Consider the following 16,208-nt stretch of genomic DNA (forward strand, 5'->3'; position numbering starts at 1 on the left):
CCATCGCGGAGCCTCCCCGGCGGCGGGGCTTGTGCCGGGCGGGTCATCTGGTATGGAAAACAGGATAGCGTGAAATGCCCGTTCTGGTTACAGGCACACCGCAGGCATGGGGCCAGGGCACAGGATCGTCTTGTGCAGGCCGCCCCCGCGACCGGGCGGTCAGATTGCGGCACTGAGGTTGGAGAGGCTGGTGAATACGTCCGTCAATGGTGCGCCGCAATGGCATCTGCAGCCCGAGACGAACCGGACCCTTGTTGCCCTGTCGGGTAACTGGATCGCACAGGAAGGACGTGTCCCCGCCTTTCCCGAGAGCGGGCTGAAGGATGTACCGCAGGGCACTGCGCTGGCATTCGATACCGCACAGCTTGGCAAGTGGGACACGTCGCTGATCAGTTTCCTGTGGGAACTCAAGCGCAGCGCGCGCGAAGCCCATGTGGATTTCCGCATCGATACCCTGCCCGAATCCGCCCACAAGCTGCTCGACCTGCTGCCTGAAATCCCGCCAACTCCCACGCCGCCCCCGCCCCGCACCTTCGCCCCGGTGACGGCGGTGGGACAGTTTACGCTCGATACGCTCAACGAGATCGGCTGCGTGAGCGAAATGGGGACCGCCGCCGCCCGTGGCGGCATTGCCGCGCTGGTGGGCCGGGGGATGATGCGGACCGTCGATCTCATGTCCGACCTTGCCGCCGCCGGCCCTGCGGCACTGCTGATCGTGGGCGTGGTGAACTTCCTGGTCGGCGCGATCCTGGCCTTCGTGGGGTCGGTGGAACTGCATAAATTCGCCGCCGATATCTATGTCGCAAGCCTTGTGGCCATTGCCATGGTGCGCGAGATGTCGGCTGTCATGACCGCCATCATCATGGCGGGCCGCACCGGTGGCGCCTATGCCGCGCGCATTTCCACCATGCAGGCAAATGAGGAGATCGACGCCCTGCAGGTGTTTGGCATTCCCATTGCCAGTTACCTGATCCTGCCTTCAGTGCTGGCGCTGGGCTTCACCATGCCGCTGCTGTACCTTTACGGCTGCCTGATCGGCATGCTGGGCGGGTTTGTTGTCTCGTTCATCATGCTGCATGTCTCGCCGCTGGGCTATTTCCATGAAACACTACAGGCACTGCCGCTGGACCAGTTTACCTTCGGATTCATCAAGAGCCTGGTGTTTGGCGTATTTGTTGGCCTGACCAGTTGCCGCATCGGTCTGAAGGCCGGACGGAGCGCCGCCGATGTGGGCATTGCCGCGACCAAGGCGGTGGTGGTGGGCATTGTGGGTGTGATCGCGCTGGATGCGGTATTCGCGGTTATTGCCAACGTAATCGGAATCTGACCGCCATGAACGACGTACACAACCAGATGCCCTCCGCCCCCGATGATACCCGCCCGGTCATGATTTCGGTGAAGGACGTGACACTGGCCTTCGGCTCCAAGGTGATCCAGCACGACGTGTCCTTTGAAGTAAAGCGCGGCAGCGTTTTTGCCGTGATGGGGGGGTCAGGCTGCGGCAAGAGCACCCTGCTCAAAAGCATGATCGGCCTGCTGCGGCCCACCAAAGGCAACTACCTGGTGGGAAAGGACAATTACTGGGCGGGTAATGATGCGGACCGTATCGGTATCGGTCGGCGCTTTGGCGTGCTGTTCCAGAGCGGGGCGCTATGGAGCTCCATGACCGTGGGTGAGAACGTGGCGCTGCCCATGCAGATGTTTACCAAACTGGAACCTTCGGTCATCCGGCAGATGGTAGAGCTCAAGCTGGGGCTGGTGGGCATGCTACAGGCCATTGATCAGTACCCCTCCGAACTCAGCGGCGGCATGCGCAAGCGCGCGGGACTGGCGCGCGCCATATCGCTGGACCCCGACATCCTGTTCTTCGATGAGCCCTCGGCCGGTCTGGACCCGATCACCTCGGCCCGGCTGGATGAACTGATCCTGAACCTGCGCGACGGTCTGGGCGCCACGATCATCATCGTCAGCCACGAACTGTCCAGCCTGTTCCATATTGCCGATGACGGCATATTCCTTGATGCCGGGCAGAAGACCGCCATTGCCCATGGTTCCCCCACATGGCTGCGCGATCACTGCACCGATCCCATGGTTCATGCCTTCATGCACCGTGAGCAGCTGGACAATTCCAGCCCCCACGAAGGCGGATAAGCCCCATGGCCGACAGGCAGAGGCTTATCGGCGCGGCCGTTCTGGGTGCAGGGGCCATTGCGCTGGCCATACTGGGGATGACGGGCTGGCTGCCTATACCAGGACGCAGCACCGAGGCCGTCGTGGTGTTTGAAAGCCCGACCAACGGGCTGGATATCGGCTCGCCCGTCAATTTCCGCGGGGTGCCGGTGGGTGCTGTCGAGCGCATTACGGTGCGCGTGGACCCGGTGGACCACCACACCTACATGCCCGTCTATATCCTGTTCGACCCCGCACATGCACCGGGCCGTGGCGACCTGCCCGCCCTGTCCACGCTCCTGACCAACGGGTTACGCGCCGAAATGGTGTTGCACAGCCTGGTAACCGGCCAGACCGAGCTGGACCTGGACCTGGACCCGAAAGTTCCGCAGCGCCTGCATCCCAACCTGACGGGGAACATGCCGGAAATCCCCATGGGCCAGACAGCACTCCAACAAATGGAAGCGACCCTGGTCTCCACTTCCATCCAGCAACTCCATAATGACCTGCTGACCGCACTGGCCAGCGTCCGCACGCTAGCGGCGGACATCGACCGTGACATGCCCGGCATGATCGCCAGCGTCCGCGCCACATCGGAACATGCCGGCACGGCGGCCAGCCAGATCCGCGCGGCCATTACCGACGTGACGGACCATGCCAGCGTGACCATCAACCGTCTTAACCTGCTGATCACCACCAATAACCGCGAATTCGTGGCCCGTCGCGCCGAATTGCAGGCACTGATCAGCAACACGCACCACACCATGGCGCAGGCACGTGAGACACTGGCCGTCCTGCGCGCACTGACCGACCCACAATCCCGTGACAGGCTGAATCTGAACGCTACGATGCGTGATGTGATGGAAGCAGGCTACGGGCTGCGCGGATTCGCCACTGAAGTCGAAAGCAATCCACAACTTCTGCTAATGGGACACAACCAATGAAAACGCGCCCGTCCGCCTTTCCTTCCCGCCTGTATGCGCCCCTGCGGGCCGCAGGTGGACTGCTGCTCTGTGCCGCCATGCTCTCGGCGTGCTCCTCGGCACCGGTGCGCTTTTACACGCTGGGCGCGCCTGCCGTGGCCGTGGGCGCGCAGACGACCGCCACCACCCCCATTACAGAAAGCACGCCCGTGATCGAGGTGGAGCGTACCCGCCTGCCCGATTATCTGGATAGTCAGGACATCATGGTCCGTAATGGTCACGAGATCGAACGCAGCGGGCTGGGTCGCTGGGCAAGCCGCCTTTCGGTAGGGGCCACGGACCTCATCACCGCGCGCCTGGCCCAGAAATGGTCGGACATGTTCGTGACCGACCAGCCGCAGCCCGACCGCCCCACATGGAGGCTACAGCTCAATATCAGCCGGCTTGACGTAAGCCGCGATGGCCAGTCGGCGCTGAACGCGGACTGGGCCATCATTCCGCAGGACCCGCGTGCCTCCATCCTGCGCAACCGCACCGTCATCGTTACCAACGGCAATACCGCCAGCAATGCCAACATTGCCAGTGTAACGGAAAACCTGCTGAACGAACTGACCAACCGGATCGAAGCCAGTTGGCCCGGCACGGGCAGCCCACAGGCCATAGCCCCGCACCACCGCAGCCGGAACTGAACCACCAGCCCCTACGCCGCCCGGACCATCCGGCACCGCAGCACAGCCGGAGTCCGGTCCGCGTATATATGGGGAACCTTCGGGCAGGACTGGCATTGATTGGATGGACACCGCATAAATAACCTGCCGGAGTAGCCATCTTGCCGCCTGTCCCCTCCTCCCCCCTTCGCACCCGCAGCACCATCATGGCGGCCCTGCTTGCCATGGGGCTGGCGGGACCGGCATGGGGGCAGACGGGGCCGGTCATCCTGGCCCAGCATCCCGACACCGAACTGGACCGGCAGGCACGCGACCTGATGGAATCCGACCTGAGTGATGCCGCAGGCAGCCACGAACGCCCGGTCCTGCTGACCGGGTCGGGCCAGCTTTCCGCCAATCCACGCCGCATGGGGCTATTCGTGCAGGTGCAGTCCGCCAGCCTGTGTGGCTCGGCCGGGTGTGTGACCTCGGTCTACCTGCGCGATGGTGGCAAGTGGACCCGGGTGCTGGATTCCGTCAGTGGGCCGATCACCATTACCCCACAGGTACATGGCGGCATGCATGACCTGCTGGTCGACAGCACGGACCGCTGGGTCTGGAACGGTACAACCTATGCCGACACACAGGCCACCACCCAACCTGCACCGGCAGAACAGCCATAGAGAAATACAGGACACGTTGCATCCCTGTGCCGACACATGGACCGAGCATGCGGTCTAGCCACGCGGATAGCCATCAATAGGCTGTATTTAAATGGAAAATGGAGCGGGTGAAGGGAATCGAACCCTCGTATGCAGCTTGGGAAGCTGCCGTTCTACCATTGAACTACACCCGCACGCTGGCCCCTCTATACTGCACAAATGCCGCTTATGCAATCACCCTGCCCGACAGAGCGGCAGTTGACGCACCGTGCCCTGATCCGCAATAAGCATGCTTGTCTGGGCGAATGATCCGTCCGACCCTCGCGATTTGATACGGCCGGCTTGCGGCGAGGTTAAACATACGCGCTAAAGAGGCCTGATACCGCTACCGTTCTGTCAGGGCGCGGGCATCTGGTTTCCACGGTTGTGAACCGCTTCAGGTGGGGCGTGCCGCCGGGCCATGAACCGGGGCTGGCCCTTGCCTGCCTGTCCCGTCCACCCTGTACACAGGAATGACCACCAACCATGACTGACCAGCCTGATCCCAGATCCTTCCGCCCGGCTACTCGCCTGATCAATGCAGGCATTGAGCGCACGCCCTATGGTGAAACCAGCGAGGCGATGTTCCTGACCTCGGGCTTTGTATATGACAGCGCAGAGCAGGCGGAAGGCACCTTTACCGGTGATGTGTCGCACTACCAGTACAGCCGCTTCGGCAACCCGACCGTATCCAACCTCGAACGCCGCCTGTGCGATGTGGAAGGTGCTGAATCCTGTGTCCTGACCTCAACGGGCATGGGCGCGGTCTCATGCGCGCTGCTGGCGCAGGTGCGCGCGGGCGACCGGGTCGTGGCCTCACGCGCGCTGTTCGGTTCGTGCCACTGGATCGTGGCCGAACTGCTGCCGCGCTACGGGGTGGAGACGGTCTTCGTGGATGGTGGCGACATGGCCGCCTGGCAGGAAGCACTGGCCAAACCCACACGCGCCGTGCTGCTGGAAAGCCCGTCCAACCCGATGCTTGATGTGCTCGACATCCGCATGATCTGCGATCTGGCCCACAAGGCGGGTGCAACTGTGGTGGTAGACAACGTCTTTGCAACGCCGCTGTACCAGAAGCCGCTGGAACTGGGTGCCGATGTAGTGGTGTATTCTTGCACCAAGCATATTGACGGTCAGGGCCGCGTACTGGGTGGCGCCGTGCTGGGCACGGCTAAGTGGATTGACGCGGTACTGCGCCCGTTTGCACGCAATACCGGCAATTCCATCTCGCCCTTCAATGCCTGGGTCATGCTGAAAAGTATCGAGACCCTGGCGCTGCGTGTCGACGCCATGACCAGGAACGCGGCAAAGGTGGCCGACTTCCTGGCTGAGGCACCAGGCATCAGGCGCGTGTTCTATCCGGGCCGCAAGGACCACCCGCAATACGCAGTGGCGAAAAAGCAGATGTCGGCCGGTTCCACTCTGGTTGCCTTTGAGGTCGAAGGCGGCAAGGCGGGGGCATTTGCCTTCATGAACGCGCTGCGCCTGATCTCGATTTCCAACAACCTTGGCGATGCGCGCTCGCTTGTCACACATCCGGCCACCACCACCCACATGAAGCTGACGCCCGAGGACCGGGCCCGCCTTGGCATCAATGACGGGGCAATCCGCTTTTCCGTGGGGCTGGAAGATGCCGATGACCTGATCGATGATCTGCGCCGTGGCCTTGCGGCGCTGGCCAAACGATAAGACAGGAGCACCGCCGTTTCATGAGCAAGAACAGGCATTTTCCTCCCCCCGGCGGGGAAGGGGCGGATTCTCCGCCGGGCGTGTCAATGGATAATGTCCCCTGTTTCGAGGCAATGACGGACGGCGTCCGTGTTGTTGTCCAGACTTTCTGGCTTGATGACCAGTCCGAACCTGATGAGCACCGCTATGTGTGGGCCTATCGGGTACGGATCGAAAACCACGGCACCGAACAGATCCAGCTCCTGCGTCGCAGTTGGCGCATCGTGGACGGGCAGGGCCGGATCGACCGGGTGGATGGCGAAGGTGTGGTGGGCGAACAACCACTGATCGACGCCAGTGGCAGTTTTGAATACATGTCAGGCGCCGCACTGGAAACGCCGACTGGCTTCATGGGCGGCATGTATCACATGATCCGCCCGGCCAGCCGGCAGCATTTTGATGTCAGCATTCCCGTCTTCAGCCTGGATAGCCCCCACCACCCGGCCATCCTGCATTAGGTTCCGGCCCGGTTTCCTCTCCCTGCAACAAGAACCGACACCATGACCCCCATTGACACCCGTCCCACCCGAGCGGACGCCGAAGAAGCTGTACGGACCCTGCTACGCTGGGCAGGCGAGGACCCTGGCCGCGAAGGCCTGCTTGATACGCCCGCGCGAGTCGTGAAATCCTACGGCGAGTTTTTCTGCGGCTACGCGGAAGACCCTGCGGAAATGCTACGCCGCACCTTTTCGGAAGTAGCGGATTATGACGAGATGGTCCTGCTGCGTGATATCCGCGTGGAGAGTCACTGCGAGCACCACATGGTGCCCATTATTGGCGTAGCGCATGTGGCCTACCTGCCGCGCAGGCGGGTTGTGGGCATTTCCAAGCTGGCCCGGGTGGTGGACGCTTATGCCCGCCGTTTCCAGATACAGGAACGCCTGACGGCCCAGATCGCCAACACCATCAATGACGAACTCCAGCCCTATGGCGTAGGCGTGGTGATCGAGGCCGCCCACCAGTGCATGACTACGCGCGGCGTGCACCGCCCCGGCGTATCCATGGTGACCAGTCGCATGCTAGGCACATTCCGCACCAATTCCGACACACGGCGGGAATTCCTGTCGATTCTGAACCGTCCGGCCATGAACGGCACCGGGATCTGAATACGGGCACTGGTGGCAGGACTGGCCTGCCTTGTGCAATATTCCGGGTCTGCCTGAAAAGGCAGACCCGCTGATACCCTAAAATGATAAAAGTTTTTGGTGAAGCTTTTTTCAAAAGCTTCAAAGAACGCCACCTTTTTGAAAAAAGGCGGCACCCGAAAACTTCTATTTTTTTATCAATCCACCGTTCTAGGACAATTTCTTACAGCGTGACCTGCGCCCCAAGCACGGCAATGAACTGGGCCAGCCAGGCCGGGTGGGCCGGCCATGCGGGGGCCGTAACCAGCGTGCCATCGGTCACGGCGGCATCAATCGCAATATCCGCATAGATGCCCCCGGCCAGTTCCACATCCGGGCGACAGGCGGGATAGGCCGAAACCCGGCGTCCTTCAACAATCCGGGCGGCTGCCAGCAATTGGGCTGCATGGCAGATCGCGGCGAGCGGACGGTCGGCAAAGGCGCGAACCAGCTCGATCACGCGCGGGTCAAGCCGCAGGTATTCCGGCGCCCGCCCGCCGGGCAGGATCAGACCCGCATAATCGGCATGGTTGATGGTATCAAAATCTGCATTAAGCACAAAACGGTGGCCGGGTTTTTCGCTGTAGGTCTGCGCGCCTTCAAAATCATGGATGGCGGTCAGGACATACTCGCCCTTCCTACGGCCAGGACAGACCGTATCCACCTGGTAGCCCAGCATGACCAGCGCCTGATAGGGCACCATGATCTCGTAATCTTCCACATAATCGCCTGCCAGCAGCAGGAGCCGAGGCGTGCTCATATTCCGTATCTTTCCCGTTATGGATCAGTCATGGGCTGCAGGAGGAAGGTGCTCGCGCAGGCGGGGCATGAGTTCAACAAAGTTGCAGGGCACATGGCGGCTGTCGAGTTGCCAGACCAGGATGTCATCCCACCCGTCCTTCACCGCGCCGGACGAGCCGGGCAGTGCGAACAGGTAGGTCCCGTTCGCCACTCCCGCCAGCGCACGGGACTGGATGGTGGAGGTGCCGATCTTCTGGTACGACAACATGCGGAACAGTTCGCCAAAGCCTTCTATGCGCTTTTCAATCACCTGATCGAACGCCTCGGGCGTAACATCGCGCCCCGTCACCCCCGTCCCGCCTGTGGAGATGACAACATCTACCCCGTTATCCGCAATCCAGCCCGACAGGGTGGCGGCCAGTTGCGCCGCGTCATCGGGCACGATGGCGCGGGCGGCAACAACGTGGCCCGCTGCCGTAATGCGCGCGGCCAGTATATCGCCTGACCTGTCCGTTTCCGGCGTGCGGGTGTCGGACACCGTCAGTACCGCAATGCGAACGGGCAGGAAGGGCTTTTTCATATCAAGTCGTGACATGGCGCCATGTTCACCATTCCCGTGCCGTGGCGTCAACGGTTGCCTGTGACGGTACCGGAACGGGGCGGAACGAAATTGCCAGGGCGAGTAATATTCCAGAACAAACACGAAGTTCTGATGTATTTGTGCGTTGCACAAAAAAATGTGACAAGGAATAGTGGAACTCTACATAAATATATTGATATAACAAAAAAAATGCCTTTACCGTTATTTTACAAACCATTAGTTTTTATATAAATTCCCGTCCAAGGTTTATAAACGGCATGAAATATGCTACCGATATGCGAATGACCAGAACATTCCCCCGCTTTGTTGTATCGCTCCCCCTATTTTTTCTTGCACTTTTTGCATTATGCGAAGGCGCTTCGGCCCAGGCCATTCCCGGTGAGGGGCAGGGGGTTATCGGCTCGCAGCCCAGCCTCAATGTCAACTCCCGCCGTAATGTAAAGGTGAACGATCCGGGATCGTTCTTCAGCGCCCCATACGGCAACCAGCATTTTTTTGGTGACTGGGCCGGGCTGCAACCCTTCCTGATCAAGCACGGCGTGCATATTGAAGCCGACGTGCATGAGGAACTGGCCGGTAACTTCCGTGGTGGCGCCAAGCAGGGGGTGACCGATGCGGGCCAGGTTGGTGTGGAAATCGATATCGACTGGAACAAGCTGGCGGGCGCACCCAAGAATTTCTGGACCCATACCATGATCGTAAACGGTCATGGCCGTAATGCCAGTACGGATTACATTCACGATTCGCTTGCCGGGGTGCAGCAGATCTATGGCGCCCGTGGTAATGTGGTCGCACATCTGGTGTACATGTATGCTGAACAGTCGCTGTTCCATAACCGGCTGGATATCAGCGCGGGCTGGATTCCGGTAGGCAGCTTCTTTGCCGCTTCCCCCCTGTTCTGTGACTTCATGAACGTATCGATCTGCGGTAACCCCGCACCGGGCAAATACGTGCCGGGCGGGCGTGACTGGCCTTCGGGCAACCTGGGTGTGGTGATGCGTGTCATGCCCACGGTTGATACCTACATCATGGCCAGCATGTTCGCCGTATCGCCCCACTCATATAACGGTGGTATTTCCGGCTGGTCATGGGCACAGAGCGGCCTTGGCAAGTTCTCCACCCCGGTGGAAATCGGCTGGCTGCCCGAATTCGGCCGCAACCACCTGGCCGGTCACTACAAGGCGGGCTATGGTTATGATAATTCGCAGTACAATGACCTGTTTTCGGACATCAACGGCAACTCTGCCGTGCTGACGGGCCGGCCCTTCCGCAAGCAGTCCGGGGTCAGCACCGCCTGGTTCCAAGCCGACCAGATGATCATGCGCAATGGCGCAGGCCCGACCAATGGCCTGATCCTGCTGGCGGGCTACATGTATACCTCGGGCAAGGTCTCGGCCATGAAGGACCATACCTGGGCCGGTCTGGTGGAGACGGGCGCGCGATGGGGGCGCCCGCTGGATACGGTGGGTGCGATGTTCCACTATTACGAGATGAGCCGCGCCTCGATCCTGCAGCAGGAATCCTCGGTGCTGGCTGGCACGCCCTTCCTGAACAACCAGTGGGGCAGGGTCTGGGGCATCCAGACGCATGAGAACGTGTATGAAGTGTTCTACAACATCCATACCGCGCGCGGCATGAGCTTCCAGCCCGACTTCCAGTACATCAACCGTCCCGGCGGCACCACCACCTACCACGATGCGGCGGTAATGGGCCTGCAGTTCAACTGCATCCTGTAATCCACTCTTCATCCGGGCCTGCTTCCACGATATGGGAGGCGGATCATGACCGATCACGCTTCCCTGTACCACCTTGCCCGTCTGGCACTCGCCCCCCATGCACTGCACGATGCGCACTGCCGTCTGATTTCCATTTCAGAAAACGTGATCTTCCGTATCGATGCCTCCGGCGGTATGCGTTACGCGCTGCGCCTGCACCGGCCGGGCTATCATGACGTGGCTGAAATAGGCAGCGAACTGGCATGGCTTGATGCCCTGCTTACGACCGGGCTGGACGTGCCCCGCCCCCTGCCTGCCCGTGACGGGACGCGTATCCTTACCCTGCCCGGCACGGATGCCCCCCCCCGCCATGCCGTACTGTTTGCATGGATGGAGGGCACCGAACCCACAACCGACATCGACCCGGTCGCCTTCCGGCGGCTGGGGCGCATTACAGCCCGGCTGCATGCCCACAGCCGCGCATGGGAACGCCCCATGGGCTTTACCCGCAAGGCATGGATACCGGCCACCATGACCGGTTCTGATGCCTTATGGGGCCAATGGCAGACTGTACCAGGCATGGATATGACCGCGCGTGACCTGATCGCGCACTGCCTGACGCGTGTGGGAACGGAACTGGCGCAGTACGGCACCCGGCCACACCGCTTCGGGCTGATCCATGCGGACCTGCGACTGGCCAACCTGCTGGTCAGCGGCGCAGAGACACGCCTGATCGATTTTGATGACTGCGGGCTGAGCTGGTTCATGCAGGACCTGGCCGCAGCCCTGAGTTTCCATGAAGACCATGCCCAGGCCCCCCGTTGGGTCGATCACTGGCTGAAGGGCTATGGCAGCTACGGGCAACTGGAAACCGCTGACCTGCGTATCCTGCCCGCCCTCGTCATCCAGCGCCGGATCCAGCTACTGGCCTGGACCGGAACGCACCGCCACACCGCACAGGTGCGTAGCCTGGGCACGGACTGGCTTGCCCGCACGCTGGACCTGTGCCGCGCGTGGGACAGGGGGCAGTTGTTCAGGCATATCGGGTAAGCTGCCCACCAATTAATTATAAAAATAAATAAAATTAATCATTAATTATGATAATTAGATATTTTTTTAATTCACCTGTGCTCTCAAACTACGCAGGTTAACTTTTAGAAAGTTTTGGCGATAACAAAGCATAACCGGACACTAAGGCCATAAGTTCAATATAGTAAATTAAATGTGATTATTAGAATCTGTTTTCTGGACAGACTATGACTTTTATGCCCCAATCCTGACACGTATGAAGTTTATGTAATGTGTCGTTCGGTACACAACCCGAGTCACCGGAGCGAGCCCTGTCTTTGGCACATAGCGGAAAAACAGCAATGACCCCTGCAGTTGAGACGATTGCCCTCCCCACCGCATCACCTGCTGTGGCCACTGGGCTGCCCTTGACGGGGGACGATATCCCCACCCGGTCGCAAACAACGCGGATGATCTATTCCCGCCATCGCAGGGCACTGCGTGACTACGCCCGCACGCTCAACACCCCGAACGATCCGTCCTGATCCGCTTATCTGATCCTACAGCGGCTGGCCCGACCACGACAAAAATCAAACTTTGATATTATTCCGCTATGTTCCTGTCCTGACGTGCCTGTAGCGCCGCTATCGCCTGCCGGGTTGGCACCGTCAGCGCATCTGGCAGATCATCAAAGGCATACCAGCGCGGGCCTTCGTGCTTTTCCGGCTCCATCAGAGCGGGTTCCCCCTGCCATGCCGTGACCAGATAGACCGGTGCAATCCAGTGGTGGCCACCCACGGCATCCATCTGCTCCACCAGGCACAGCAGGTCACACGCCTGTATGGTAATCCCCAGTTCTTCGTGAATTTCGCGCTCCGTCGCATGGGCCGTTGTCTCGTACGCTTCCACCTTGCCGCCGGGCAATCCCCAGCAGCCCGCCTCGGGCGCACGCAGGCGGCGCAGAAGCAGGATACGCCCATCCCGGTCAATAATGGCCGCGCCACAGCCCACGCGCGGCCTTGTCATATCGGTCATGGCTTCCTCCCCTTGTGCAACAGGTGCCCCATCAACACGGGGGCGCCCGAAGGCACCCCCGCATCATGTCGCGATACCAGCAGATCCGTGGCCTTACCGCGCGGCAGGCGGGCGGGCATTGGCAGTGGCAACACGCCGCCCCCACGAAATCAGGTCGCTGGTGCAGTCATCGCGGTCGATCACACATTCGATCAGGGTCGGCCCTTCCCGATTGGCAACAGCGGCAGCAATGGCCTTTTCCATTTCCGCCCCGGTCGTGGCCTTAAAGCCCTTGCCGTGGCCATCTTCCGCGTTGAACACGCCCATCAGCCCGGCATAATCCCAGTTCTTGACGTTGTTGTACGGCCCGTCATGGATCTGCACTTCAATGGTGTAGCCACGGTTGTTGATCAGGAAGATGATTACCGGCAACTTGAGCCGCACCATCTGGGCTACTTCCTGCGCGGTCAGCTGGAAGGAGCCATCGCCCACCATGGTCACGATCCGGCGCTCCGGCTCGGCCACGGCATAACCAAAGGTGGCGGGTACGGACCAGCCGATATGACCCCACTGCATCTCCAGTTCCACGCGCGCGCCACGCGGCAGTTTCATCTGCATGGCGTTAAACCATGAATCACCCGTCTCGGCGATTACCGTGGTGTTCGATGTCAGCAGGTTCTGGATCTGGCGCGCCATTTCAGCGCGCACCAGCGGTGCATCGGGGCTGGCGGCGGCGACCGGGGTGTGCGGTGTGCTAATGCGGCGGTATTCAACCAGCGTTGCATCCTTTTTAGGCTGGCCCTTCACCCGTTCAATCAGCGCATCGATCACATCACGCAGGTGAATGCCGTCAAAGGCCTTGCCCCCTGCCGCAATATGGCGGCCATCCAGCAGGGCCACGTTTTCGCCCTTGGGCCATGCGGTCCAGCCAACGGTGGAATAGTCATTGAAAACCGGGGTCAGGCACAGCACGCCATCCGACCAGTCAAAGATCTGCTGCGCCTTGGGGCTGCTGACATCACCCCAGTACGTGCCGACATAGGCGGGATGGTCCTCGGGAAAGAAGCTCTTGGCAGCGGCCATGGTCGCCACGGCACAACCCAGCGCATCGGCAAGGCGGATGGCGGCTTCCTCACACCCTGCGGCGCGCAGGCGGCTACCCAGCAGCAGCATCGGCTTCTTGCGGCTGGCAATGAAGTCGGCCAGTTCGTCCACCGCCAGCTTCAGTGTTTGGGCATCGGAGGGGGCATCGGCCAGGATCGCACCAACCGGGCCAGGGCGCGGACAGGGCTGGGAGGAGACATTACAGGCAATTTCGATGTAGGCGGGCTTCTTTTCGCGCAGCGCGGTGCGGATGGCATGATCAATCAGCACCGGCGCATCATCGGCCGATGTGATTGAGACCGCCGCACAGGTCAGGCGCTTTGCAATTTCAAGCTGGTAGCCATAATCAGGCGTGCCGATGGTATGGTGCAGAATGTGCCCGCTGCCATGGTCGTTGGAATTGGGAGCACCCGAAATCAGGATGACCGGCAGATTTTCGGCATAGGCACCGCCGATGGCATTGAGCGCGGACAGCGCCCCCACGCTGAAGGTAACGACCGCTGCCCCCGCCCCATTGGCGCGGGCATAGCCCTCGGCGCTGAAACCGCAGTTGAGTTCGTTACAGCAATAGACCTGCCGCAGGCCGTCGATTTCCAGAAGCTGGTCAAGCAGAACAAGATTATAGTCGCCCGCAACCGCGAAATGATCCTTTAGCCCGATCTGTACCAGGCGTTCACCAAGATAATGGCCAACAGTATATGTCATTATTTCGACTTTCCTTCCCTTGTGTGGAGGCGCGCAGGCGCGCGCCCTTTCCCGTAGGGGCCACATGGACGGCCCACATCGGGGCCATCATGCCGAAAGGACAGGATACCTGCCGGGTCCGCGAATCCGGCCCGGTCAGCCTACGCTTTCGGCAATCCAGTTCCGGCGCTTGGTGGCCTGGCCAATGCCCGGATTGAAACAGTTGCACGGATCAAGCTGGCGGTAATGGGCCAGCACATCATCGGGTGCCGCATAGAGGTGACCGAAATTGTGCTCCGCCGGGTAACGCGCGCCGCGTTTGTCCAGACCCGGCAGCATGCGGTGCTCCAGCGCGATGCAGTCATAACCTTTGCGGACCACGTAGTCCTGATGCATCACATGACACAGGAAATGGCCGTAATAGAGCTTGACGATGATCTCGTCCTCGATGTCCTTCGGCAGCACCTCGAACCAGTCCTGATCATTGCGGCGCAGGGCCACGTCCAGCGCCACGATGTTTTCGGTCGTGTCGGTATGCACGTTGCGGTAACGCACGGCAGCGCCTGCCGCTGCAAAACGATGCAGGAATGCCTTTGATCCCTCATCGGGGGTGCATTCAAAGAAATCCCCCTCATGCGTCGCGAAATGGCTTTTCAGGAAATCACGCGCTTCCTGCGCGCCGGACGCGCTGACCTTGAGCATGAGATGGTGCTCGAAACGGTCGCGGTAGTCACGCATGCGCGCGGGCAGGTGCTTGGGAAAGAAGTGGCTCATGAACTGCATGAACCGGTCGCTGAAGTGCTTAGGCAGGAAGCCGATCCTGTCCGCCAGCCGGTCGAACGCGTTCTTCATGGCAAACAGGGCCGGCAGCCGCCGCGTACCGATCATGCGGATGATGACGAAGGTGTCCTTGCCATATTCCTCCGCAATGTTGAAGGCATCGCGGTGCAGATATTCACCGGCAATCGGCAGTTCCGTGAAGGACGACAGGATATGGCGGCGCACATCTTCAAGCACATCGGTCCTGTTGGTGCCGAGATAGAAGACAACGGGATTCTTCTCCGCCTCGAACGTATCCAGACGCACCGCGAACAGTCCCAGCTTGCCCGCACAGCCAGCGCCTTCGTGCAGGCGGCGCAGGTCGGCATTGTAGCGGGCCGGGGTATCGGCGTTCACATCGCGCACATGGGTGGCGTAATCATCATCATGCCCGCGGCCGGCATTCCAGTTGATGCTGGCATCAGGGAAGTTGCCCGCTTCCACCTGCCTGAGGATCGTCTCGGGGTCCGTGCCGAGTTCGATGCCCAGATGGTTGACCAGTTGCAGCTCGCCCTTGTCCGAAACCTGGGCAAACAGCGCCATGTCGGTATAGGCCGGGCCACGGCGCACCAGTGCGCCGCCTGAATTGTTGCTGACCCCGCCAAACACCGATGCCCCGATACACGAGGAACCAATGACCGAATGCGGCTCACGCCCGATGGGGGCCAGCATGCCCTCCAACTGGTCCAGCGTCGCACCGGGCAGGCAGACAACCTGCTTTCCGCCGCCAATCAGGTGGATCGTGCGCATGCGCATGCTGTGCACGATCACGATATCGCGGTCATAGGTATTGCCATCGGGCGTGGAGCCACCGGTCAGGCCGGTATTGGCTGCCTGCATGATCACGATCACGCCCGCCTTGACGCAGGCCTGCAGCACACGCCACTGCTCCACCAGCGACCCAGGCATGACAACCGCCAGCGCGCGCCCCTCACCAAAACGGAAACCCCGGCGATAGGGCAGCGTCGCCCCATCTTCGGTCAGCACATGATGACCGCCCACGATCTGCTGGAGTTCCGTAACCAGTTGTGCGCCTTCAGTAGATGACATGTCCCGTGCCGCTTTCAGCATGCTGTTGTTTATGTCTGCCATTCACGGAAAACCGGACCATCGGGAAGATGGCCGTATTTCCGAAATGGTATTGTATAGTCTGGCATGTTCCGAACAACAGGACGTGCGCATAAAATGCCGATGTCACATGTCCAAACGGACCGGCCCGCCAGCCGATCA

16 protein-coding genes, 1 tRNA gene and 1 riboswitch are annotated in these 16,208 nt (G+C 60.7%); of the genes, 11 read left to right on the forward strand and 6 right to left on the reverse strand.

What is annotated here, in order from left to right:
• The first annotated feature begins 190 nt into the window (after nucleotides 1–190).
• The 5 genes from GLX_RS07110 (at nucleotide 191) to GLX_RS07130 (ending at nucleotide 4,422) form a co-directional block, all read left to right on the forward strand.
• A complete protein-coding gene (locus GLX_RS07110; RefSeq protein WP_193360661.1) occupies nucleotides 191–1,327 on the forward strand; it encodes an ABC transporter permease in 1,137 nt (378 codons plus the stop codon).
• A gap of 5 nt (nucleotides 1,328–1,332) precedes the next feature.
• Entirely contained in the window at nucleotides 1,333–2,151 is an 819-nt protein-coding gene (locus tag GLX_RS07115) for an ABC transporter ATP-binding protein (RefSeq protein ID WP_014105311.1), read from the forward strand.
• Nucleotides 2,152–2,156: 5 nt separating this feature from the next.
• Nucleotides 2,157–3,113, forward strand: a complete 957-nt coding sequence (locus GLX_RS07120) for an MlaD family protein (RefSeq protein WP_014105312.1) — start codon at nucleotides 2,157–2,159, stop codon at nucleotides 3,111–3,113.
• Nucleotides 3,110–3,781 carry a PqiC family protein gene (locus tag GLX_RS07125; RefSeq protein ID WP_014105313.1) on the forward strand — a complete coding sequence of 224 codons (672 nt, stop codon included), beginning with the start codon at nucleotides 3,110–3,112 and terminating at the stop codon, nucleotides 3,779–3,781. Before GLX_RS07120 ends, GLX_RS07125 begins: the two co-directional genes overlap by 4 nt.
• Before the next feature lie 140 nt (nucleotides 3,782–3,921).
• Nucleotides 3,922–4,422: a hypothetical protein gene (locus GLX_RS07130; protein WP_231850425.1), complete on the forward strand. Its 501-nt coding sequence runs from the start codon at nucleotides 3,922–3,924 to the stop codon at nucleotides 4,420–4,422.
• Nucleotides 4,423–4,521: 99 nt separating this feature from the next.
• Here the strand turns inward: GLX_RS07130 and GLX_RS07135 are convergent.
• Nucleotides 4,522–4,595: transfer RNA gene (locus GLX_RS07135), tRNA-Gly, on the reverse strand.
• Between the two features lie 116 nt (nucleotides 4,596–4,711).
• Nucleotides 4,712–4,792, forward strand: a riboswitch (SAM riboswitch).
• 134 nt (nucleotides 4,793–4,926) lie between these two features.
• Here GLX_RS07135 and metZ point away from each other — a divergent pair.
• From metZ to folE, 3 genes are all read left to right on the forward strand, one after another.
• Nucleotides 4,927–6,129 carry an O-succinylhomoserine sulfhydrylase gene (gene metZ / locus GLX_RS07140; protein ID WP_014105315.1) on the forward strand — a complete coding sequence of 401 codons (1,203 nt, stop codon included), beginning with the start codon at nucleotides 4,927–4,929 and terminating at the stop codon, nucleotides 6,127–6,129.
• Nucleotides 6,130–6,215: 86 nt separating this feature from the next.
• Entirely contained in the window at nucleotides 6,216–6,626 is a 411-nt protein-coding gene (gene apaG / locus GLX_RS07145; RefSeq protein ID WP_041247694.1) for a Co2+/Mg2+ efflux protein ApaG, read from the forward strand.
• 42 nt (nucleotides 6,627–6,668) lie between these two features.
• Nucleotides 6,669–7,274, forward strand: coding sequence for a GTP cyclohydrolase I FolE (gene folE / locus GLX_RS07150; protein WP_014105317.1), 606 nt, complete (start codon nucleotides 6,669–6,671; stop codon nucleotides 7,272–7,274).
• 202 nt (nucleotides 7,275–7,476) lie between these two features.
• On the opposite strand, the gene GLX_RS07155 is transcribed toward folE, so the two are convergent.
• Together GLX_RS07155 and moaB are read right to left on the reverse strand one after the other, a co-directional pair.
• Complete coding sequence (locus GLX_RS07155) at nucleotides 7,477–8,052, reverse strand: DJ-1/PfpI family protein (protein ID WP_014105318.1); 576 nt, start codon at nucleotides 8,050–8,052, stop codon at nucleotides 7,477–7,479.
• Between the two features lie 24 nt (nucleotides 8,053–8,076).
• Complete coding sequence (gene moaB, locus GLX_RS07160) at nucleotides 8,077–8,628, reverse strand: molybdenum cofactor biosynthesis protein B (protein ID WP_014105319.1); 552 nt, start codon at nucleotides 8,626–8,628, stop codon at nucleotides 8,077–8,079.
• Nucleotides 8,629–8,915: 287 nt separating this feature from the next.
• Here moaB and GLX_RS07165 point away from each other — a divergent pair, with 287 nt between their 5' ends.
• The 3 genes from GLX_RS07165 to GLX_RS17135 all read left to right on the forward strand — a co-directional run bounded on the left by GLX_RS07165 (nucleotide 8,916) and on the right by GLX_RS17135 (nucleotide 11,902).
• Complete coding sequence (locus tag GLX_RS07165) at nucleotides 8,916–10,370, forward strand: carbohydrate porin (RefSeq protein ID WP_228391403.1); 1,455 nt, start codon at nucleotides 8,916–8,918, stop codon at nucleotides 10,368–10,370.
• A 45-nt stretch (nucleotides 10,371–10,415) separates the two neighbouring features.
• Nucleotides 10,416–11,399: a phosphotransferase enzyme family protein gene (locus GLX_RS07170; RefSeq protein ID WP_014105321.1), complete on the forward strand. Its 984-nt coding sequence runs from the start codon at nucleotides 10,416–10,418 to the stop codon at nucleotides 11,397–11,399.
• A gap of 320 nt (nucleotides 11,400–11,719) precedes the next feature.
• Nucleotides 11,720–11,902 (forward strand): hypothetical protein, encoded by a 183-nt coding sequence (locus GLX_RS17135; RefSeq protein WP_081477881.1) that lies wholly within the window; start codon nucleotides 11,720–11,722, stop codon nucleotides 11,900–11,902.
• 58 nt (nucleotides 11,903–11,960) lie between these two features.
• Here GLX_RS17135 and GLX_RS07175 read toward each other — a convergent pair whose 3' ends face one another.
• From GLX_RS07175 to dld, 3 genes are all read right to left on the reverse strand, one after another.
• Nucleotides 11,961–12,392: an NUDIX hydrolase gene (locus GLX_RS07175; protein WP_014105322.1), complete on the reverse strand. Its 432-nt coding sequence runs from the start codon at nucleotides 12,390–12,392 to the stop codon at nucleotides 11,961–11,963.
• 93 nt (nucleotides 12,393–12,485) lie between these two features.
• Entirely contained in the window at nucleotides 12,486–14,180 is a 1,695-nt protein-coding gene (locus tag GLX_RS07180) for an alpha-keto acid decarboxylase family protein (protein WP_014105323.1), read from the reverse strand.
• Between the two features lie 135 nt (nucleotides 14,181–14,315).
• Nucleotides 14,316–16,049, reverse strand: a complete 1,734-nt coding sequence (gene dld, locus GLX_RS07185) for a D-lactate dehydrogenase (protein ID WP_041247695.1) — start codon at nucleotides 16,047–16,049, stop codon at nucleotides 14,316–14,318.
• Nucleotides 16,050–16,208 lie beyond the last annotated feature (159 nt).

It is taken from the genome of Komagataeibacter medellinensis NBRC 3288 (genome assembly GCF_000182745.2).
Lineage (GTDB): Bacteria > Pseudomonadota > Alphaproteobacteria > Acetobacterales > Acetobacteraceae > Komagataeibacter > Komagataeibacter medellinensis.

Excerpts from the sequence above, each read along its gene's own strand:
- GLX_RS07155 (WP_014105318.1), bottom strand. The coding sequence starts at position 8,052 with ATGAGCACGCCTCGGCTCCTGCTGCTGGCAGGCGATTATGTGGAAGAT.
- GLX_RS07170 (WP_014105321.1), top strand. The coding sequence starts at position 10,416 with ATGACCGATCACGCTTCCCTGTACCACCTTGCCCGTCTGGCACTCGCC.
- folE (WP_014105317.1), top strand. The coding sequence starts at position 6,669 with ATGACCCCCATTGACACCCGTCCCACCCGAGCGGACGCCGAAGAAGCT.
- GLX_RS07165 (WP_228391403.1), top strand. The coding sequence starts at position 8,916 with ATGACCAGAACATTCCCCCGCTTTGTTGTATCGCTCCCCCTATTTTTT.
- apaG (WP_041247694.1), top strand. The coding sequence starts at position 6,216 with ATGGATAATGTCCCCTGTTTCGAGGCAATGACGGACGGCGTCCGTGTT.
- GLX_RS07115 (WP_014105311.1), top strand. The coding sequence starts at position 1,333 with ATGAACGACGTACACAACCAGATGCCCTCCGCCCCCGATGATACCCGC.
- dld (WP_041247695.1), bottom strand. The coding sequence starts at position 16,049 with ATGCTGAAAGCGGCACGGGACATGTCATCTACTGAAGGCGCACAACTG.
- GLX_RS07120 (WP_014105312.1), top strand. The coding sequence starts at position 2,157 with ATGGCCGACAGGCAGAGGCTTATCGGCGCGGCCGTTCTGGGTGCAGGG.
- metZ (WP_014105315.1), top strand. The coding sequence starts at position 4,927 with ATGACTGACCAGCCTGATCCCAGATCCTTCCGCCCGGCTACTCGCCTG.
- moaB (WP_014105319.1), bottom strand. The coding sequence starts at position 8,628 with ATGTCACGACTTGATATGAAAAAGCCCTTCCTGCCCGTTCGCATTGCG.
- GLX_RS07180 (WP_014105323.1), bottom strand. The coding sequence starts at position 14,180 with ATGACATATACTGTTGGCCATTATCTTGGTGAACGCCTGGTACAGATC.
- GLX_RS07175 (WP_014105322.1), bottom strand. The coding sequence starts at position 12,392 with ATGACCGATATGACAAGGCCGCGCGTGGGCTGTGGCGCGGCCATTATT.
- GLX_RS07125 (WP_014105313.1), top strand. The coding sequence starts at position 3,110 with ATGAAAACGCGCCCGTCCGCCTTTCCTTCCCGCCTGTATGCGCCCCTG.
- GLX_RS17135 (WP_081477881.1), top strand. The coding sequence starts at position 11,720 with ATGACCCCTGCAGTTGAGACGATTGCCCTCCCCACCGCATCACCTGCT.